The organism is Mycolicibacterium parafortuitum (assembly GCF_010725485.1).
Taxonomy (GTDB): domain Bacteria; phylum Actinomycetota; class Actinomycetes; order Mycobacteriales; family Mycobacteriaceae; genus Mycobacterium.
In genome coordinates this window covers 3,628,442-3,647,648 of the sequence record NZ_AP022598.1, presented here as the reverse complement: position 1 = coordinate 3,647,648, position 19,207 = coordinate 3,628,442, and the positions used below count along the sequence as shown (strand labels likewise).

The window sequence follows — 19,207 nt, the reverse complement described above, 5'->3', positions numbered from 1 at the left end:
TCAGCATCCCTCGACATTCCATGGATCGGTGCGCACATCGGACACGGTGACCGGCAGCGACGGCCCGAAGTGCTCGCGCAACAACGCCGCGGCTTGATTGCACCACGGGAACTCACTGGCCCAGTGCGCGACGTCGACGAGCGCGACGTCCGAGACCCGCCGGTGCTCGTCGGCGGGGTGATGGCGCAGGTCGGCGGTCACGTAGGCCTGCACGCCGGACGCGCTGACCTCGGCGAGCAGCGAATCGCCCGCGCCGCCGCACACCGCGACCCGCGACACCGGCATCTCCGGGTCACCGGCCGCGCGGACCCCCCAGGACGTCGCGGGCAGCGCGGCGCGCACCCGGGACACGAACGCCGCGAGCGGTTCCGGTTCCGGCAATGTCGCGATGCGACCGAGCCCGACGTCACCGGGTGGCGACTGCAGCGCGATCAGATCGAACGCCGGTTCCTCGTACGGATGGGCCGAGCGCAGCCCGGCGGCCACCGCGGCGCGGCACGAGACCGGCGCCACCATCTCCACCCGGTCCTCGGCGACGTGCTCGACCGTGCCGACGGCGCCGATCGCCGGTGAGGCGCCCTCGCCGGGCAGGAACTGCCCCGTGCCGGGCACACTCCAGCTGCACTGCGAGTAGTCGCCGATGTCTCCGGCGCCCGCGGCGAACATCGCCGACCGCACCGCCTCGGCGTCCTCGGCGGGCACGTACACCACCCACTTGTCCAGCGGCGGGCCGGCGGCAACCGGCGAGAGGACCTCGCAGACCTGGAGTCCGAGCGCGTCGGCCAGCGCGTCCGACACCCCCGGCGAGGCACTGTCGGCGTTGGTGTGCGCAGTGAACAACGACCGTCCGGACCGGATCAGCGAGTGGATCAACGCCCCTTTGGCGGTGCCCGCCGACACGGTGTCGACACCGCGCAGAAGCAGCGGATGGTGCGCGAGCAGCAGGCCGCGCTCGGGAACCTGTGCGACCACCTCGGCGGTCGCGTCCACCGCCACGGTCACCGATTCGACGGGTTCGGACGGATCCCCGCAGACCAGGCCGACGGAGTCCCAGCTCTGCGCCAGCGCGGGAGGATATGCAGCTTCGAGTACGTCGATGAGGTCGACCAGACGGACACTTGCCACAGCACGACAGTAGTGCGCTCGGGCCTGCGGCCGGGGCAGCCACCCGGCTGCGGGACAATGGTCGGGTGACAGACATGCTGGACGGCACTCGCCGCGTCGCCCCCGTCGGACGCGGCGATCTGGTCCTCTTCGATCTCGACGGCACCCTGACCGACTCCGCCGAGGGCATCGTGACCAGCTTCCGGCACGCACTGCAGACCGTCGGCGCACCCGTTCCCGACGGTGACCTGGCAGGCCGGATCGTCGGTCCGCCGATGCACGTGACGTTCCAGCGGATGGGTCTGGGCGACGTCGCCGCCGATGCGATGGCGGCCTACCGCGCCGACTACACCACCCGCGGCTGGTCGATGAACCGGCCGTTCGACGGCATCCCCGAGTTGCTGGCCGATCTGCGGGACGCGGGCGTGCGGCTCGCGGTGGCGACGTCGAAGGCCGAGCCGACCGCACGGCGGATCCTGGCGCATTTCGGCCTGGACGGTTTCTTCGAGGTCATCTCCGGGGCCAGCACCGACGGCACCCGGTCGGCGAAGTCCGACGTGGTCGCCCACGCGCTCGGCCAGTTGGCTCCGGTCCCGGACAACGTGGTGATGATCGGTGACCGCTCGCACGACGTCGAGGGCGCCGCGGTGCACGGTATCGGCACCATCGTGGTGGGCTGGGGATACGGACGGCACGACTTCGCCGACGGGGACGGCGGCGCAATCGCCCACGTCGCCGCGGTCGCCGAACTGCGCGAGGTGCTCGGTGTCTGACCTGCTGCACGTCAGCTTCGTCTGTTCCGGCAACATCTGCCGCAGCCCGATGGCGGAGAAGATGTTCGCCCACCAGATCGACGAGCGCGGCCTGGCCGGCATCGTGCGGGTCACCAGCGCCGGCACCGGACACTGGCACGAGGGCGAACCCGCCGACCGCCGCGCGACGCACACCCTGCGGGCCCACGGCTACCCGACCGCACACCGCGCCGCACAGCTGACCGACGATCACCTCGCCGCCGACCTGCTGGTCGCGCTGGGCCGCAACCACCTGCGCATGCTCCAGCACCTGGGCGTGCCCGCCGACCGGCTGCGGATGCTGCGCGCCTTCGACCCGCGCTCCGGCGCCCACGTCCAGGACGTGGAGGATCCCTACTACGGGACCCAGGACGACTTCGAGACCACCTACACGGTCATCGACGCCGCGTTGCCCGGCCTGCACCGCTGGGTCGACGAGCAGCTGGCCGGCCGGGAACAGGCCGGCTGACATGCGTCGGTGGGCGTTCCTGTTGCGGCCGCAGTGGCTCGCACTGTTCGTCGTGGTGCTGGCGTTCGCCTACCTGTGTTTCACGGTGCTCGCGCCGTGGCAGCTCGGCAAGAACACCAAGACCAGCCGGGAGAACGCCCAGATCTCCCGCTCGCTGGACGCCGATCCGATGCCGGTCACGTCGGTGCTGCCGCACCAGGATTCGGCCGCACCGGACGAGCAGTGGCAGCGGGTGACGGCGACCGGCCGCTACCTGCCCGAGGCGCAGGTGCTGGCCCGGCTGCGCTCGGTCGAGGGCGATCCCGCCTTCGAGGTGCTGGTGCCGTTCGCCGTCGACGGCGGCCCGACGGTGCTGGTGGACCGCGGCTACGTGCGCCCCGTCGAGGGCTCCGGGGTACCGCCGATCGACGCGCCGCCGAGCGGGACGGTGACGATCACCGCGCGGCTGCGCGACTCCGAGGGGCTGGCGCGCGGCAAGGAGCCCTTCGAGGCCGACGGCATCCGGCAGGTCTACTCCATCAACATCGAGCAGATCTCGGCGCTGACCGGCGTCCCGCTGGCCGGTTCCTACCTGCAACTGGTCGACGGCCAGCCCGGTGGGTTGGGCACGATCCCGCTGCCGCACCTCGACCCCGGGCCGTTCCTGTCCTACGGAATCCAGTGGATCGCGTTCGGGATCATCGCTCCGATCGGGGTCGGCTACTTCGTGTGGTCCGAGATCAAGGTGCGCCGACGCGAGAAGGCGCTGGCCGAGGCCTCCTCCAAGAACTCCGGCGAGAACGCCGCCACGGAATCCGGCGAGAACGCCGGCGACGCACCGGCGCCGCTCACCACCGAGCAGAAACTCGCCGACCGGTACGGCAAGCGCAGCTGACCGCGAGCGCGGCCGCGGCGAGCTGCACCGCCCGCGACAACCGGACCGCGCGGGCGAGGTCGTCGACGTCGGGCACCCGCCCGTCGCCCAGGGTGGGCCGGATCTCCAGCTCGTGGGCGTACCGGGTGGGTCCACCCAGGCGCACTCCGAGCGCCCCGGCGAACGAGGCCTCCGCGACCCCCGCGTTCGGGCTGGGATGGGCGGCCGCGTCCCGTCGCCACGCCCGCCACGCCCCGGCGGGCGACCCGCCGACGATCGGCGCGCAGGCGACCACCAGCAGCCCGGTCAGCCGGGCCGGGACCAGGTTCAGCAGATCGTCGAAGCGGGCTGCGGCCCAACCGAACCGGGCGTAGCGGGCAGACTTGCTGCCGATCATCGCATCGAGCGTGTTGGCGCCGCGGTACACCAGCACTCCCGGCGTCCCGCCGACCGCGGCCCACACCAGCGGCCCGACCTGCGCATCAGAGGTGTTCTCGGCGATCGACTCCAGCGCCGCGCGCGTCAGACCGGATGCGTCGAGCACCGACGGATCCCGCCCGCACAACGACGGCAACAACCGGCGCGCGCCGTCGACGTCGCCGGCCCGCAGCAACGCGGCCATCTGCTCCCCGGTGCGGCACAGCGTGGTCCCGCCGGCCGCGACGAACGTCGCCGCCGCGACCACCGCGGCCTCACCCACCGCGCCGCCGCGCCGACCCGCCCGCTGCGCGACGGCGCCCGCCGCGCCGACCGCAACCAGCAGTGCGGCGGTGTGGCGCAGACCCGCGCCCCGCGTGTCGGCGTAGTCGCGGCGCTCCAAAGCCGCTGCCGCACTACCGAACAGCGCCACCGGATGACCGCGGCGCGGATCCCCGAACACGGTGTCGGCGGCGATACCGGCGGCGATGCCCAATCCGCGAGCGAACATGCCGGCAGCGTCTCACAGCACGTTCGGCCGGATACGACGAGGTGCGGGTGACACACTGTGCGGATGGCAGACGTGATCCTGACAGCAAAGACGGTCGTCACCATGGACGCGGGCCGGCGCGGTGGCGGTCTCGGGCGGCAGGATCGTCGCGGTCGGCAGTGTCGACGAATGCCGGGCGGCACTTCCGGATGCCGAGATCGTCGACACCGGGGCCGCCGCGCTGGCCCCGGGTTTCGTTGAACCACACAGCCATCCACTGATCAGCGGCGTCGCCACGCAGGCACCGGCGCGCTCGATCGCGCCGTGGGACTGCCCGACGTGGGCCGATGTGCTCGCCGTGTTCGCCGAGACACTGGCGACCAGTGACCCGGACACGCCGTTGCTGTTCGCCGGGTTCGACGCGCTCCTGCACGGTCACCCGAAACCCGACGCCGCCGAACTCGACGCGATCTTCGGTGATCGGGTCGCGCTGGTCACCGACAACTCCGGCCACGGGGTGTACTTCAACTCGGCGCTGATCCGCCGCTACGGCTGGGACACCAACCCGCCGGCCGACCCCGTCGCATCGCATTTCGGCCGCAACCCCGACAACACGCTCAACGGGCAGGGTTTCGAACTACCGGTGCTCACCGAGGTGACGGGCCCGATCATGGCCGAGCTCGGCAACCCGTTGGTGGCCGGGGCGCTGTACTTCGCGCTGATGGCGCGCGGCGGCTACACCTCGACGTCGGACATGACCTTCGACCCGAAGTTCGCGGCAGGCTATGAGGCGCTCGCGGCGGCCCCGTCGTGTCCGCTGCGGATCAGCATGTGGGAGGTGTCGACCAGCGACACCTATTCCGAGCCCACGACTTTCGCGGCAGGCGAGGAGTGGCTGACGAAGGCCGGGGTGAAGTTGTGGACCGACGGTTCGCCGTGGGTCGGCAACATCGCGATCTCGTTCCCGTATCTGGACACCGAGGCCACCAGGACCGCAGGGATCGACCCGGCGACCGCCGGCGGCGTCGACTCGATGAACTACAGCCGCGAGCAACTGGACGCGATCCTGGACCGGGCCGCACCGGCCGGCTGGCAGATGGCGTTCCACGCCAACGGCGATCTGGCGCTGGATCTCGCGCTCGACGCGTACGAGGCCGCGCTGACCCGACACCACCTGCTCGGCACCGACCACAGGTGGCGCCTGGAGCACTGCGGGGCGGGCACCCGGGACCATTTCGACCGGGCCGCCCGCCTGGGTGTGCACGTGTCGCTGTCGCCGTTCCAGTACTACTACTGGGGCGATCTGCTCGACGGCGCGATGTTCGACCATGAGCACGGAGCGCGGTGGGCCGCGTTCGGCGACGCGGTCGCGTCCGGGGCATGCGTATCGCTGCACAACGACGGGTCGGTGTCGCCGCCGACGCCGGTGGTCAACATCGCGACCACGGTCACCCGGCGCACCCGCTCCGGTGGGGTGCACCGGCCGGACCAGGCCATCACGCTCGATCAGGCGTGGCGGGCGCAGACCATCGACGCGGCCCGCACGCTGCGCCGCGAGCACCTGGTCGGCTCGATCGAGGTGGGCAAGCTGGCCGACTTCGTGGAGCTGTCCGCCGACCCGTGGACCGTCGACCCCTCGGAGTTGATCGATCGGGTCCGCGTCGAGGGCACCTGGCTGGGCGGACGGCGGATCGACCTCGACGAGTTCCTCACGGCCGCCGGCGGTGCCGATGTGGCCGAGCACGCCCACCTGGGACAGGGCGCAGCCAAGGGCTGCTGCTGAAAACTGGGTACCCCGTCGCCATGTTGGCCAAGATCATCGACACCGCAAAACAGGTCGCCGAGGGCGTCGGCGCGCTCGTGGGCATCCGTGCAGGCACCGAGGAACCGATGTACGTGCACGAGGGCACCCTCGGGTCCGCCGTCGAGATCCGGCGCTACGGACCGCGGATCGCCGCGCAGACCACGGTGACCGGGTCCGAGGAGTCGGCACGCAACGACGGTTTCCGCCGGCTGGCGAACTACATCTTCGGCGGCAACCACCGCCAGACCAAGCTCGCGATGACCGCTCCGGTCGCCCAGCAGAACGAGAAGATCGCGATGACCGCACCGGTGGCGCAGTCGCGCGGGGCGGGCGGCGAGTCCGTCATCCGGTTCTTCATGCCGTCGAAGTGGTCGATGGACCTGCTTCCCGAACCCGACGACGAGCGCGTGGAGCTGGTCGAGGTGCCGGGTGAGACGTACGCGGTGCTGCGCTTCACCGGGGACCGCAGCCCGCAGGCCGTCGCACAGAAGAGCCGGGATCTCCTCGACGCACTGGGCGACAGCGCTTTCCAGCCGCAGGGCGATCCGGTGGCGTGGTTCTACGACCCGCCGTGGACGCTGCCGTTCCGGCGGCGCAACGAGGTGGCCGTCCTGGTGGAGACGTCCGGTTAGGCCGTTTCGGCCGCCGTCCTGGATGAGGCCTCGGCCATCTCGGTGAACTCGGTCTGGATGTCGTCGTCCTCGCGGGCCGTCACCAGCGAGACGACCACCGCGACCACCAGGCACGCGAGGAAGCCGGGGACGATCTCGTACATCGCACTCGACAATGCGTCGGTCTGACCCCAGATTCCGACCACCACGGCGCCGGCGATCATCCCGGCGATGGCGCCCGCCGAGGTCAGCTTGCGCCAGAACAGCGACAGCAGGATCAGCGGCCCGAACGCGGCACCGAACCCCGCCCAGGCGAAGCCGACGAGGTCGAGGATCGTCCCATCGGGGTTGAGCGCCAACAGGACCGCGACCACCGCGACCGTCAACACGCCGAGGCGGCCGAACAGCACCAGTCTCGCCGAGCTCGCCTCCTTGCCGAAGGCCCGGTAGATGTCTTCGACCAGCGCCGAGGAACACACGATGAGCTGAGACGAGATCGTGGACATGATCGCCGCCAACACGGCGGCGAGCACCACGCCGGCGACGAAGGGATGGAACATCACCTGCGCCAACTGCAGGAACACCGTCTCGGGGTTGTCGAGGGTGACGCCTTCGCGGAAGAAGTACGCCAGGCCGGCGAAACCGGTGATGATCGCGCCGAGGGACGTGAGGATCATCCAGCTGATACCGATGCGGCGACCGGCCTTGGCGTCGGCCGACGAACGCATGGCCATGAACCGGACGATGATGTGCGGCTGGCCGAAGTAGCCGAGCCCCCACGCGGCCGCGGACACGATGGCGAGGAAGCTACCGCCGAAGAACAGTGAGGTGCGGTGGATTTCGTCACCGGGGTCGGCCGCGTTGTGCGCGGCGTCGGCGGCCTGCACCAGGTTGACCACCTCACCCGGCCCGCCGGTCGCGATGATCGCGGCGACGGGGATGACGATGAGGGCCGCGAGCATCAGCAGCCCCTGTGCGACGTCGGTCAGCGACGCCCCGAGGAAACCGCCGAACAGCGTGTAGCACAGCGTCACCCCGGCGACCAGCAGCATGCCGACCAGATACGACGAGCCGAACGACGACTCGAAGAACACCCCGCCTGCCACCATGCCGGACGACACGTAGAACGTGAAGAAGACCAGGATGATGGCGCCGGCCGCGATGCGCAGAACGTGCGACTTGTCGCGTAACCGGTTCTCGAAGAAGCTCGGTACGGTGATCGAGTTGTTGGCGATCTCGGTGTAGGCCCGCAGCCGGGGCGCGACGAACTTCCAGTTCAGCCACGCGCCGACGACCAGGCCGATCACGATCCACGACTCGATGAGCCCGGATGCGTAGATGGCGCCGGGGACCCCGAGGAGCAGCCAGCCGGACATGTCCGACGCCCCGGCCGACAACGCGGCGACGCCCGGGGACAGCCTGCGGCCGCCGAGCATGTAATCGTCGAGGTCACTGGTCCGGCGGAAGGCGTAGAAGCCGATGGCGATCATCGCGGCGAAGTACAGGCCGATCGCTGCCATCTGAAACGCGCTGTCGGACATCATGCTCTCGCTTCCGTCGACGGTGCCTGGCTTCATCGATCCTAGGAGAAACGGTCAGGCCCGTCGTCCGGTTCGGCGCCGGGTGATGGTCACCCCGAGAAGCGCCAGCCCACCACCGACGAAGCCCAGCACCGTCGGCAGTTCGCCCAGAGCGAGCCAGGACATGCCGATGGCCACGGCGGGCACCGCGAGCGTGGTCGCGGCCATGGCCCCGGCATCGGTGCGCGACAGCGCGTACGCCCACGTGAGGAACGCTATGGCGGTCGGCCCGACGCCGAGGAACACCACCCCGGCCACCGCGCCCGCGGGCGCGGTGGCAAGCTCGCCGAACGCTGCCGGTGCGAACGGGGTGGTCGCGACCAGGCCCGCCACACAGCCCACCCAGGTGGCCGTCACCGCGTCCACCGAGCGCAGCGCGACCTTCTGCATCAGCACGCTCGCCGCGTACAGCACCGCCGTGACCAGGCCGAGGGCCACGCCCAACCGGTCGTTGCCCGGTCCGCCGGACCCGCCGACGGCGATCAGCACCACCCCGGTGAACGCGATGACGATGCCGACGACACGGGTGCGGGGAAAACCCTCCCCGAGGAACAGGCCGGCGAACACCGCGACGATGATCGGCGCGAAATTCACCAGCAGCGCCGCGGTTCCGGCATCGAGGTGCTGTTCGGCCCAGTTCAGCAGCACCGTGTACAGGGCGAACCACAGCACCCCGTAGCCGACCACCAGGCCCAGGGTGCGCCCGCGCGGCACCGGTCTGCGGTACCACGCCGCGACGGCGACCAGCACCGTCGCACCCACCAGCATCCGGAGGAACGCCAGCGGCCCCGGGGACAGCACCTCGCCGACGGCGCGGATCACCACGAACGACGAGGACCACAGCAGCACCGTCACCCCGGCAGCGGCCGACACCAGCAGGGTCTCCGAGCGGTTGGGCGCCACCTGCATGGCGGTCACCTTGCCGCGCGGATTCCGCTGCGGCAACTGATTTTCGATGGTGGGCGCGGACGGTATCGAACCGCCGACCGCTGGTGTGTAAATGCCCGAACACGTGTTCTGTGCGTATCGGGCTGTGCACCACTGTGCAGATCCGTGCAGTTCAGACGATGCAGAATGTCCAACCTGCACATTTGCGTGACCGGTTGTTGACGCGCGTCTTGGCAAGTTCCCGGCAAGCCGGGGGTTTTGTCGAACGTGTTTGCCATGGGCAGGTGGCGTGTGTTGATTGCGCGGCAGCTCGGCGTGAGACGGAAACCGCCGCTCAAGGTACTTTGCGAAGATGCACCGGGACGACGACCAGTCAGGCACCGCGAGCACGCTCTCAATCGTTCGCGTGCCCAATCCGACATTCTGCCTGCGAGGAGCTGCGCGGTGACGGCGGAGGTCACTTCAACGGGGTTTGAGTTCTCGCTGCGAGGTCTCCGCATCGGTGACGGAGAAATGCTGCCCACTCCTGGCGCGGGCGGCGTGATCGCGATCGTCGGGGCGAACAACGCTGGCAAGTCGACTCTCCTGTCGCAGCTTTGGCAAGCGTTCATCTCCGGCGCAACACAACAGGCGGGATCACCGCGAATCCTCACCGAAATTAAGTCTCCATGGAGTGGAAGCCCGGAGGATCTGGAAGCGTGGCTTCGCGAGAATGCGAGAATTAGGGAGTTCCCGACTTTCGAGAATGTCGTCAAGAATGGGCTCGCTGAGCGCATCACGACAGCGCGGAACATGCCGACGCAGGGGCCCGGCGCGGGCAACCTGACCGGCTGGTTCGTCAATCAGCTGAACCTCGACCAGCGAATGAACGCGGTACACCACGCCGGCCGCCTCGGTTCGCTCGATGACGAGCCGACACACCCGAATCAGATTTTGTTTACTGATCATTCCAAGCGCGACAGGATCACCGAGCTCGCACGCAGGTTGTTCGGAGTCAGCCTTCACTTTGACTCCATAAGCGCTAATGTCGGCTATCGCCTTGGCGATCCGGGATTAGAGGCCCCGAAAGTCGACGAAATTACTCGGGAGTATGCAATAGCAGTGAGTGGTCTGCCGACCCTCGACAGCCAGGGCGACGGCATGAAGTCGGCGCTTGGACTTTTGATTCCGTTGGAAATCAACACACACCCTGTCGCACTCGTGGACGAGCCGGAGGCGTTCTTGCATCCGCCGCAGGCGCGAGTCATGGGTAGAGAGATCGGCAGGATTGCAGCCGAGAACCGATCACAGACCATCCTTGCGACGCACGACAAAAACCTATTGCAGGGTCTGGTGGAGAGCAAAGCCCGCGTGACGATAGTTCATCTCACGCGGACCGGAGATTCAGCTGCCGCGACGTTGTTGAGCGAGGAAGACATCGAATCGCTCTGGAACGACGTCACTTTGAGATATGGCAACGCTCTAGATGGCCTGTTCCATTCTGCTGTAATTGTTACCGAGAATGACCGCGATTCTCACTTCTACGCCGCCGCGATCGACGCTTACCTCGAGGCCCTAACGCCCCAACCTCCTGCCCACAATGTGATGTTCCTCGGTAGCAACGGGAAGACGAACATGGCCGGCATCGTGGACCGGTTACGCAAACTCGGCATACGGGTTGTGACATGCCCCGATCTCGACATTCTCGACAGCAACAAGGTCCTGAAAAGGGTGGTAGAGGCGCACGGCGGCAACTGGGATGATTTTGAGGAGCTCTACAAGAAGGCGACGAACCAGTTTCGTGCAGCTCCGAAGCCGCCGACTGTGGCCGAAGTTAAGCAGTCAATCGACGAGATATTCAGCGAGTCTGCGGCGGGCGATCTTTCAGAAGAACTGGCGAAAAGGATCAAAGCGGCAGCAAAATTGCCAGACTCAACGTGGGCACGGCTGAAAGAGTCAGGCGATCGGGCGTTTAAGGACGCGAAGGATTCGGCGACAAGCCTGCTCGCAAAGCTCGACGCGCTCGGGATAGTTACAGTGCGCGTCGGCGTGCTCGAGAACTTTCTCACGACCGTTAGTGTGTCGAAGGGGTCGGGATTCCTACCAGTCGCGTTTGAGCACAACGCCCACAAGTCAGCGGAAGCAGTAGAACAGGCAAAGCGGTTGATTGCCGCCACTGGAATCCGCACGGAGTCCGATGCTCCGACGTAGTCCGCGAAAAGTCCTGTCGCTGTGACCGTTTGACCTTCCCTGCCGCGCCGCGGGTCAGGGGTGGGGTGATACGGCGCCGCTGGCGATCAGCGAGAGCTGGAAGCTGCCCGGACCACCGCCATCGGTGACGCCGAGGGCCGCGAGGACATCGTCGTGGCCGATCTCCTGGCCGCGCATCATCTTCGCGGCCAGCGTGCCGATGCTGCCCCAACAACGTCGCACGACGGGCAGCGCCGACGAGAGCTGTTCGTCTGACGTCGAGTAGCTGTGCAGTGACGCCAGGCGCAGCACCTCGCGGTCGCTTGCACTGGCGCAGCGTTACTCGATCGCTGTGGTGGAAGATGGCCGCGGCGGCAGGTCCTGCAGCGGCCACCATTGCGCGGCGATAGCGAGTGTCATCGTGGGCGAAGCTGTCCGCGCGGCGGTGGAGCCTTCGCGATGCCCGACGATCAACGCGACACGCTCGCACAGCCTGAGAACGCGGATGATCGACTGGTCAGGCTGCCCGACCTGATCGAGAACGCGATCATGGACGGCTTGCCGGTGCGGCCTACCGTCGCCGCACAGCTTCGCGTGTCAACAGCCACGCTTGACCGCATGATCTGCAAGGCCCGTGACGAGGGCCTGCTCGACGGGATCGAGATCCCTCGGCGACCGTCGCCCAAGCAACGAGACGAACTCACCGCCCGCCGCCACCAGGAGAACGACCGATGACCGCCGATCTGCAAGCGAAGCGCACACGACGGGCTGAGCCGATCACCAAGCACACCGCCAAGAACGGGACAGCCAGCTACGGGTTTGTGGTCGACACCGGCACCCGTCCCGATGGCAGCCGAGATCGGCAGCGTTTCACCTACCGCACCAAAGCCGAGGCGCAACGCGAGTACCGGCGCATCACCACCGAGGTCGCCTCGGGGACATACGTACGTCGGCACAAGGTCACGGTGGCCGAGTTCCTGACTGACTGGCTCGACAGCCGCCGCAAGATCCGGCCTGTGACGCTGACCGGGTACCGCCACGCACTCAAGCCGGTGATCGAACATCTAGGCGGCGTTGCACTGCAGCACCTTGAAACGCGCCACGTCGACGGGTCTGCTGCACGATCTGGTAACGCTGCGCCTGAGAGGTGAGCCCGTCGCCCAGCGCGACAAGCGGGGTAAGCGCTCGGCCGAGGTGTTGACCTGGCTGCGGGCGAGTCCTGGAGGTGCCAGCTACAGCGAGATGTACGCGGAGTTCGGCAACGCTGGAGAGAAAGCAGTGGCGCGACTGGTGGCCTCCGGCGAGGTCCGGCGCCCTCGGCGCGGACTCTATGTGGCCGCGCAGCCTGCCGACCCGCCACGACCTAAGGTGGCCGGCGGCGTCAGCGCGCGAACCGTCGTCACGATGCTGGTCGTTCTGTCGTCGGCACTCGACGACGCCGCCAAGCGCGGCTTGGTCGTGCGCAACGTCGCCCGTCTGGTCGACCGGCCGAAGATCGAGCACCGCGAGATGTCGACCTGGACACCCGCGGAGGCAGCCACGTTCCGCGAGCATTCCCGAGCCGACCGGCTGCACGCCTGCTGGCTGCTCACCTTGGCCGGGCTGCGCCGTTCTGAGGTGCTTGGGTTGCGGTGGACCGACGTCGACCTCGACGCCGGCACCGTGGCCATCGCTCAGGGCCGCGTCGTCGTCCAGGGCGAAGGCACGATGACCGGCGATCCGAAGTCACACCGCTCCCGGCGCGTCTTATCGATGCCGGCCGACGTCGTGATGATCGCGCTCATCGGAAGTCCTCAGGTGTGCTCGCCGAAATTCCTCACCTGTGAGCAGCGATCAGTGTAGTTGTTGGCGGTTGCCGGTGGTGGTTCGGCGCAGGGTTTCGGCGGCGGCTTGGTGGTCACGCAGGCGGTAGGACTCGCCGTCGAGGTTGATGACTATCGAGCGGTGCAGTAAGCGGTCGAGCATGGCGGCTGCGACGGTGGTGTCTCCGAGGATTTCGCCCCAGGCGCCCACTCCACGGTTGGTGGTGATGACGATGCTGGTTTTCAGATAGCGTTGGGAGACAACCTGAAACAGTGCCGAGGCCGCCTCTGCCGGTAATGGTAGATAGCCGAGTTCGTCGATTACGAGCAGCGTCGGCCCGGCGTAGAAACGCATAGTGGTAGCCCAGCGGCCTTCGATCGCGGCGCGATGGCAGCGGGCCGCGAGATCCGCGGCGGTGGTGAAGTAGGTGCGGTAGCCGGCATAGGCGGCGGCCCTGGCCAATCCCACGGATAAGTGGGTTTTGCCGGTGCCTGGTGGGCCGATGAGCAGGATGTTGGTCGCCGATTCGAGGTAGCGGCAGGTGCCCAGCTCGTCGATGAGGTTGCGGTCGATCCCGGCGGCGGCATCGACGTTGAAGTCGTCGAGGGTGGCCGGGGTGGGCAGGCAGGCGAACCGCAGTCTCCCGGCGAGCCGGCGGGCGGTGGAGGCTTCCACTTCGACGGCCAGCAGCCTTCCAGGGCGGCGGTGAGCGAGAGCCCTTCGGCGCTGGCCTGGTCCAAGACCGCGGGGAGGGCTTCGGCGGCGGCAGCCAGTTTGAGTTCGGCCAGGTGCGAGCGCAGCTGCTGGTAGCGGCTCGCCGCTGCTGAGGGCGATTCCTCGGCGATGGTCGTGGTGGTGGTCTTCGGGGTGCGGCCGGTAGGGGTCACTGAATGGTCCTTTTCTGGGCGGCCCGCTCGTAGGCGGACAGATCGATCACGGTGGAATCGGTGGACGGAGTGCGGGATTGGTCAATACCTTTAGCGGTGTCGTGCTGCTGAAGCAGTTGCGCGGCAGCGGCTTTAGCTGCCGGCCCGGGTGGGATGCGTTCCTTGCGGCGGTGCGGGCGCCCGGTCATGGAGGTGGCCATCGCGGCGCTGTCCAACGCGATGACATGGCCGCTGTCACGCACCATCACTCCGAGCCCGTCAGCGGCCATCCGATGCCGGGCGATCACGATCCCGCTGGCGGTGGCGATATCGCAGAACTCGCCGCCGACTGGATGTGACACCACCACCTGGGCGGCGGCCAGTTCCGGGGGCACCGAGTAGCGGTTGCCGCGGTAGGACACCAACGCTTGGCGCGACGCGGTGCGGGTCTCGGAAACGATCATCGGATACGGCACCGCCGGCACCGGAGCCAGCGGTTCGGTCTTGGCCACCGCGGCGACCGAGGACCGGCCGTCGGCGGTGGCCCGTAGCCGGGTATCGCCACGCACTTGGGCGAAGCGGTCCAGGCTGGCTTGGGCCGCCTCGACGGTCATGTCGTCGGCCAGAGTGCGCCACCAGCGTTGCGCGGCAGTGTGGTTGGCCTTTTCCACCACACCTTTGCGGTTGCCGCGCCGCGGCGGGCAGATCGCCACCGAAACCCGTAGTGCTTGGCCACCCCGGCGAACGAGGCGGTCACCCGGCCGCTGCCGGGGTCGGTCCTTGTGCCAGCCGCGGGTCACGCGGTCAAGGCCGGAGACCAGATGCGGTTGGTCCTGCGAGGGCGACAACGACCCTCGCCATTTGGCCGAATGAGCCAGCGAGCCCACCAGCAGGTGCGCGGTCTTGCCCCACCCCCAGAACTCGGGCGGATCGGGCAAATCCAGCCAATCCCATTGGGTTTCATCACCGGGCTCGTGCGGGATCACCGCGTTCGGACGCTGGGTGACCGAGCGGCACGCCTCACACACCGGGCGCAGATTGCGGGCTCGGATGTTGCGGGTCAGGCTTTGATACGACAGCGCGAACCCGAGATCCTCGAGCTCGTCGTAGAGGGTGCGGGCCCATAGATGCGGGTCCTCGACCAGGCGGGCGGTGACGTAGTCGACGAACGGCTCGAACGGGTCCGGCCGCGGCGAGCCGGACCCCGGCTCCCGTCACCGTCGAGGTACTTGCGGACCGTTTTGCGATCGAAGCCGGTGTGGCGGGCGATCGCCGAGATCGACCAACCACGTTTGCGTAGGGCATGTACTTCCAAGTCGTCCTCCCATGTGAGCATGAGAAAGCGGGCCTCCTTCGATGGAGCAACTGGCGTCAGACACCAGCAGCTTCGAGGGAGGCCCGCCCTTCTCGGCGGAGCCACACGGGTGGGGAATTTCGATGAGCGTAAGTGGGGAAATTCAGTGAGCGCGGTCAGTGACGGCGCTCCGCGCGCTCAAGGCCACACAGGCCGCTGACCGCCTCGCCCTCGGCAGCGGGTGGCCCGATAGCGGCCTGGTCGCCGTCAACGCCGATGGTTCACCGATCCGGCCCGAGACATACTCGGGAGAGTTCTCCCGGCTAGCGAAAGCCGCTGGCGTGCCAGTGATCCGACTACACGACGTTCGGCACACCGTCGCGACCGTCATGCTCGGCAGCGGGACCGACGTCGCCACTGCGGCTAAGTGGCTCGGCCACGATCCGGCGATGACGCTGCGGGTCTACGCGCATCCGCACCATAGTTCGCTGGCTTCTGCCGGATCGGTTCTCTTTGCCGATGCGCCGAAATCGCTTGGCTAGTTCTTGGCACGTCGGCGGTTTCACCAACGACGGCACTTGCGCACCTCAATGCCTCTGACCTGCATCATCTTCGGTGGGCGCGGACGGTATCGAACCGCCGACCGCTGGTGTGTAAAGGGATCGGAACGTGTGGAACCGCGTCCGTTGCTGTCGGATATGTGCAGGTCAATGGCGGTCACGGTGTTCGCCGCGTCTACTGCGTCCACCCCGTTTTGGCGTGTCTTGGCAACTTGGTGGCAACACGGGAGCGTCGTCCGCGCTCAAAACATTGGTTGCCGCGAGGGCGCTCAGCGCGCTATCAACGGCATCCCCGCCGGGCTCGGGAGGGGTCCGCACCGTCGACACCGTCGTGGTGGCGGGCAAGCCAAACAAGGCCAACACCGAGGCGTGCTGGAATCTCGGCGCAACGGTCGCCGCTTCGCTAACGGAGTGAGCCACGGGGGCACGGCGACTTGTCGGAGGATATTCCTAGACTCCGGCTCATGGGCAGGTACCGAGGTGGGCAGAAGCCGTGGGAGCAGGACGATCCGAAGGGGCGGCGACTCGATCCAGGCCAATACCCTGAGCTGAACGCCGTCTTCTACACCGCTGATCCCGCTGAGTTCATCAAGATGCGCATCGAGTCGCTGTCGCTGATGGCGTGCAGCGACGACCAGCTCGCCCCGCTGTACGGAACTGACCGAACCATCGGAGCCGCGTTCCTCGGCGCGATGTCGCCGCCGACCTCGGAGGCTCGACAGCGGTACATCCGCATGGAGGCGGTGACCATCGCCAATCACGCCTCCGAGACGCTGCTGCGGATGTTCTTCGCGCACACCGAGCACCCCGAGTGCCCGTGGCTCGGCATGTCGGCCTCGACCGACTTCCGCGAGTACAAGGCGAAGCTCGATGCCGCGCTCGACACGGGGTTCGACCGTGAGCAGATCGCCAAAGTGTTTCTGGGTGGGAAAAGCCGCGTCGACGCGGTGATCCAACTCACCGACGACGAATTCGAGGACGCCATCGACGCGCTCGCTATGTTGCTGGTCGACTGCGCGAATCGGGCTCTTGGGGATGCGTTCGTCTACAACGCCGTCAAGCACGGGGTGAGCGCTGTCGCGGTCGATGACGACGAGGCCAAGGTGTCGTGGCAGCCGATGGACGGCGAGCCGGTCACGATCCATGAGGGGCCGGTCCACGTCTACCTACACAGGAAGGGGCACCCCGACGCGGCGAAGAACGAGGCGCACTGGTGGCTCACGATGGAGGACTCGAACCCCGGCCGCGAACTGGCTGTGTCGGTGCTGATCACTAAGGCGCTCGACTCGTTGTGGGACGTAGCGCGCCGTCGCTACCTCGGCGAGAGCGGGTCCATCACCTACGTGAGCAAGGCGGCGGTCGAGATTGCCGTGTGGGGCACCACCATGCAGGCGATGAACCTGCTCAAACGCGCAACCCACGAACTGATCAAGGTGAAGCCGGACGGCACCGTTGACGGCACCGACCACCGCATCGTCGGCTACCGCATCCCTCGACCGTGGTCGCCCCAGGCAGCCGCTCCCGCGATGGTCATTCGTCCGGTGCCGCTGCCCGCTCGCGAGCGCGACCGTCAGCTTGTTTCAACTGGGCGGCGGTCCTATCTGCCGATCACGCCGCGTGGGTTTCAACGGGGCTGACCCCGCGCTCACCGTGCCGCCGCCTCGGTGAAGGTCGGAACCCACTCCTCGCAGCCCTCGTACCATCGCAACCGGGACAGCGACAACTCACCCCGGGCGTAGGCCACGGCGTCAGCGCTGCTCACATGGCGCAGGGCATGTTGCGCCTCGATGTCGGTCAGCGGTGGTGGGCAACATCCGTCACAGTCACACCCGTCCTGCACGCTGGGCACGGTGGGGGCGGTGAGATCGGCGCGCAGCTTTGCCCGGCCTACTCGGGCCAGCTCCCCGCCGCCCGGTGCGCCGACGGTATGGGCGGCGGTGCAGCCGGTCACCCCGCACCCCCGCCGTCCGGGGGTCGGCAGCAGCCGTCGCAGCCATGAACCCCGATGCCCTCATACGGGTTACCGGGTGGGTACGGGTCGTCCATGACATCGGCGCTCAGGGGTGGGCGCCACCGCTTGCGCGCCTGCTCCCAGCCGAGACCGACCCGAACCCCGCTAGGCGCACGCGGCGCGCCGAGCCGATCAACACGCACACGGCGAAGAACGGTGCCGTGACCTACTGGTTCCAGCTCGATCTCGGCAACAAGCCGGACGGGTCACGCGACCGGCGCAAGTTCACCTTTCGCGCCAAGAAGGAGGCACAGCGGGAGTTGCGCCGCATCAGCTCCGAGGTCGCGGCGGGCACCTACAACCGGCCCACCGCCATCACCGTGGACCAGGCGTGTGACGAGTGGTTGAGCGGTCGTCGCGGAATTCGGGAGATCACCGTCTACGGCTACGGGATGGACCTGAAACCCGTTCGGCGCTACCTCGGCACCCGGAAGCTGCAACAAATTACCAAGGCCGATGGTGACGCCCTGGTCAAGTGGATGCTGACCGAAGCACGCACCGACCACCGGCACTACCGGGCCGACTCGCTCGCCGGTCGCGTGGTCGCGCTGGTCTCCGAGCACCCCGAAGGCATCCCTGCCGCCGAACTGGCCGCCGCGCTGCCCGGTGACGTGCACTCGGCGCTCGCCGCCCTGCTCGCCGCCGGGCGGGTCACCCGGCTCCGGCGGGGCATCTACGCCCCCGCGCAGCCCGAGACCGCCGCTACCGCCGAGAAACGCGGGCTGAGCCCGCAGACCATCCGATCCACCCTGACGACCTTCGGCGCGGTGGTGCAAAGCTACGTCGATCAGGGGGTGTTGCCGCGCAACGTGATCGCGCTTGTCGAGCGGCCCAAGGATGCCGACCACGACGCCGTCCTGGCGACCGCCGAGGACGCCACAGCTACCGAGCCTGCCGCCAAGTCGTGGACGCTGGCCGAGGCCGAGCGGTTCCGCGCAGCGGTGCCCGAACACCGGCTATTCGCGTGCTGGCTGCTGTCGATGTACGGCATGAGGCGCAGCGAGGTGCTCGGGTTGCGTTGGAGTGCGGTCGATCTGGACACCGGCACGCTGTCGGTGCGGCGTGGCAGGGTCACCGTTGGCGGCCAGGCGGTAGAGGGCGCGCCGAAATCCAAGCGCAGCCGCCGCGATCTGCCATTACCCGCCGACGTGGTCACCGCGCTGCGCGCCCTCAAGACACGCCAGCGCGCCGAGGCCCTGGCGCTCGGCGTCGGGTGGTCCGACGACCGGCTGGTAGCGGTGCATGAGGATGGCACGCCCCTGCGTCCCGAGTTCTACACCGACGAGTTCCAGCGGTTGCGTGCTCGGGCTGGTCTGCGCCGGATCAGGCTGCACGGCCTGCGCAACACCAGGGTCAGCCTGATGCTCGACCGGGGCCACCCGCCGCACATCGTGGCGGCTTGGCACGGCCACGACCCAGCGGTGGCGCTGCGCATCTATGCCGACGTGAAGGCCGACGAGCTGAGAACTGTGGGGGCGTCTCTATTCGGGTAACCCC

18 protein-coding genes and 3 pseudogenes are annotated in these 19,207 nt (G+C 68.1%); 13 read left to right on the top strand and 8 right to left on the bottom strand.

Annotation, left to right across the window (positions count from 1 at the left end):
* Positions 1-1,125, bottom strand: a complete 1,125-nt coding sequence (locus tag NTM_RS17500; protein WP_163766984.1) for a Nif3-like dinuclear metal center hexameric protein — start codon at positions 1,123-1,125, stop codon at positions 1-3.
* A 74-nt stretch (positions 1,126-1,199) separates the two neighbouring features.
* On the opposite strand from NTM_RS17500, the gene NTM_RS17495 reads away from it, so the two are divergent.
* Genes NTM_RS17495 through NTM_RS17485 form a run of 3 tightly spaced genes read left to right on the top strand, consistent with a single transcriptional unit; the run spans position 1,200 to position 3,238 of the window.
* Positions 1,200-1,877 carry an HAD-IA family hydrolase gene (locus tag NTM_RS17495; RefSeq protein WP_163769531.1) on the top strand — a complete coding sequence of 226 codons (678 nt, stop codon included), beginning with the start codon at positions 1,200-1,202 and terminating at the stop codon, positions 1,875-1,877.
* Entirely contained in the window at positions 1,870-2,364 is a 495-nt protein-coding gene (locus NTM_RS17490; protein ID WP_104865325.1) for a low molecular weight protein-tyrosine-phosphatase, read from the top strand. Before NTM_RS17495 ends, NTM_RS17490 begins: the two co-directional genes overlap by 8 nt.
* Position 2,365: 1 nt before the next feature.
* Positions 2,366-3,238: an SURF1 family cytochrome oxidase biogenesis protein gene (locus NTM_RS17485; protein ID WP_163766983.1), complete on the top strand. Its 873-nt coding sequence runs from the start codon at positions 2,366-2,368 to the stop codon at positions 3,236-3,238.
* On the opposite strand, the gene NTM_RS17480 is transcribed toward NTM_RS17485, so the two are convergent.
* Positions 3,192-4,145 carry a cobalamin biosynthesis protein gene (locus NTM_RS17480; protein WP_163766982.1) on the bottom strand — a complete coding sequence of 318 codons (954 nt, stop codon included), beginning with the start codon at positions 4,143-4,145 and terminating at the stop codon, positions 3,192-3,194. The genes NTM_RS17485 and NTM_RS17480 overlap by 47 nt on opposite strands.
* Positions 4,146-4,266: 121 nt before the next feature.
* Here NTM_RS17480 and NTM_RS17475 point away from each other — a divergent pair, with 121 nt between their 5' ends.
* Together NTM_RS17475 and NTM_RS17470 are read left to right on the top strand one after the other, a co-directional pair.
* Complete coding sequence (locus NTM_RS17475) at positions 4,267-5,907, top strand: amidohydrolase (protein WP_232079745.1); 1,641 nt, start codon at positions 4,267-4,269, stop codon at positions 5,905-5,907.
* 20 nt (positions 5,908-5,927) lie between these two features.
* Positions 5,928-6,560 (top strand): SOUL family heme-binding protein, encoded by a 633-nt coding sequence (locus NTM_RS17470; protein WP_163766981.1) that lies wholly within the window; start codon positions 5,928-5,930, stop codon positions 6,558-6,560.
* Here the strand turns inward: NTM_RS17470 and putP are convergent.
* Both putP and NTM_RS17460 read right to left on the bottom strand, forming a co-directional pair.
* On the bottom strand, positions 6,557-8,080 hold the full coding sequence (gene putP, locus NTM_RS17465; RefSeq protein ID WP_163769530.1) for a sodium/proline symporter PutP: 1,524 nt from the start codon (positions 8,078-8,080) through the stop codon (positions 6,557-6,559). The two genes, NTM_RS17470 and putP, sit on opposite strands and share 4 nt — an antisense overlap.
* 54 nt (positions 8,081-8,134) lie before the next feature.
* Positions 8,135-9,028 carry a DMT family transporter gene (locus tag NTM_RS17460; protein WP_163766980.1) on the bottom strand — a complete coding sequence of 298 codons (894 nt, stop codon included), beginning with the start codon at positions 9,026-9,028 and terminating at the stop codon, positions 8,135-8,137.
* Between the two features lie 423 nt (positions 9,029-9,451).
* On the opposite strand from NTM_RS17460, the gene NTM_RS17455 reads away from it, so the two are divergent.
* Positions 9,452-11,197 carry an AAA family ATPase gene (locus tag NTM_RS17455; protein WP_163766979.1) on the top strand — a complete coding sequence of 582 codons (1,746 nt, stop codon included), beginning with the start codon at positions 9,452-9,454 and terminating at the stop codon, positions 11,195-11,197.
* 54 nt (positions 11,198-11,251) lie between these two features.
* On the opposite strand, the gene NTM_RS17450 is transcribed toward NTM_RS17455, so the two are convergent.
* Entirely contained in the window at positions 11,252-11,488 is a 237-nt protein-coding gene (locus NTM_RS17450) for a hypothetical protein (RefSeq protein ID WP_163764964.1), read from the bottom strand.
* A 147-nt stretch (positions 11,489-11,635) separates the two neighbouring features.
* Between NTM_RS17450 and NTM_RS17445 the strand changes: the two genes are divergently transcribed.
* From NTM_RS17445 to NTM_RS17435, 3 genes are read left to right on the top strand one after another with little or no spacing between them, the layout of a single operon-like run.
* Positions 11,636-11,911, top strand: coding sequence for a hypothetical protein (locus NTM_RS17445; RefSeq protein WP_163766978.1), 276 nt, complete (start codon positions 11,636-11,638; stop codon positions 11,909-11,911).
* Positions 11,908-12,327, top strand: coding sequence for a hypothetical protein (locus NTM_RS17440; RefSeq protein WP_163766977.1), 420 nt, complete (start codon positions 11,908-11,910; stop codon positions 12,325-12,327). The genes NTM_RS17445 and NTM_RS17440 overlap by 4 nt, the downstream gene beginning before the upstream one ends.
* On the top strand, positions 12,266-13,018 hold the full coding sequence (locus NTM_RS17435; RefSeq protein WP_163766976.1) for a tyrosine-type recombinase/integrase: 753 nt from the start codon (positions 12,266-12,268) through the stop codon (positions 13,016-13,018). Before NTM_RS17440 ends, NTM_RS17435 begins: the two co-directional genes overlap by 62 nt.
* On the opposite strand, the pseudogene istB reads toward NTM_RS17435, so the two are convergent.
* Together istB and NTM_RS17425 are read right to left on the bottom strand one after the other, a co-directional pair.
* Positions 13,010-13,866, bottom strand: a pseudogene (gene istB / locus NTM_RS17430) (IS21-like element helper ATPase IstB). The gene NTM_RS17435 and the pseudogene istB overlap by 9 nt on opposite strands.
* Positions 13,863-15,181: pseudogene (locus tag NTM_RS17425) on the bottom strand (Mu transposase domain-containing protein). Before NTM_RS17425 ends, istB begins: the two co-directional pseudogenes overlap by 4 nt.
* A 137-nt stretch (positions 15,182-15,318) precedes the next feature.
* On the opposite strand from NTM_RS17425, the gene NTM_RS17420 reads away from it, so the two are divergent.
* The 3 genes and pseudogenes from NTM_RS17420 (at position 15,319) to NTM_RS17415 (ending at position 17,336) form a co-directional block, all read left to right on the top strand.
* A complete protein-coding gene (locus NTM_RS17420; RefSeq protein ID WP_163766975.1) occupies positions 15,319-15,681 on the top strand; it encodes a tyrosine-type recombinase/integrase in 363 nt (120 codons plus the stop codon).
* A gap of 279 nt (positions 15,682-15,960) precedes the next feature.
* Positions 15,961-16,114 (top strand): annotated as a pseudogene (locus NTM_RS28845) (flavodoxin family protein); the annotation flags it as partial.
* A 178-nt stretch (positions 16,115-16,292) separates the two neighbouring features.
* On the top strand, positions 16,293-17,336 hold the full coding sequence (locus NTM_RS17415) for a hypothetical protein (RefSeq protein ID WP_232079744.1): 1,044 nt from the start codon (positions 16,293-16,295) through the stop codon (positions 17,334-17,336).
* Positions 17,337-17,344: 8 nt separating this feature from the next.
* Here the strand turns inward: NTM_RS17415 and NTM_RS17410 are convergent, their stop codons facing one another.
* Entirely contained in the window at positions 17,345-17,650 is a 306-nt protein-coding gene (locus NTM_RS17410; RefSeq protein WP_163766974.1) for a hypothetical protein, read from the bottom strand.
* Between the two features lie 221 nt (positions 17,651-17,871).
* Between NTM_RS17410 and NTM_RS17405 the strand changes: the two genes are divergently transcribed.
* Positions 17,872-19,203, top strand: a complete 1,332-nt coding sequence (locus tag NTM_RS17405) for a site-specific integrase (protein WP_232079743.1) — start codon at positions 17,872-17,874, stop codon at positions 19,201-19,203.
* Positions 19,204-19,207 lie beyond the last annotated feature (4 nt).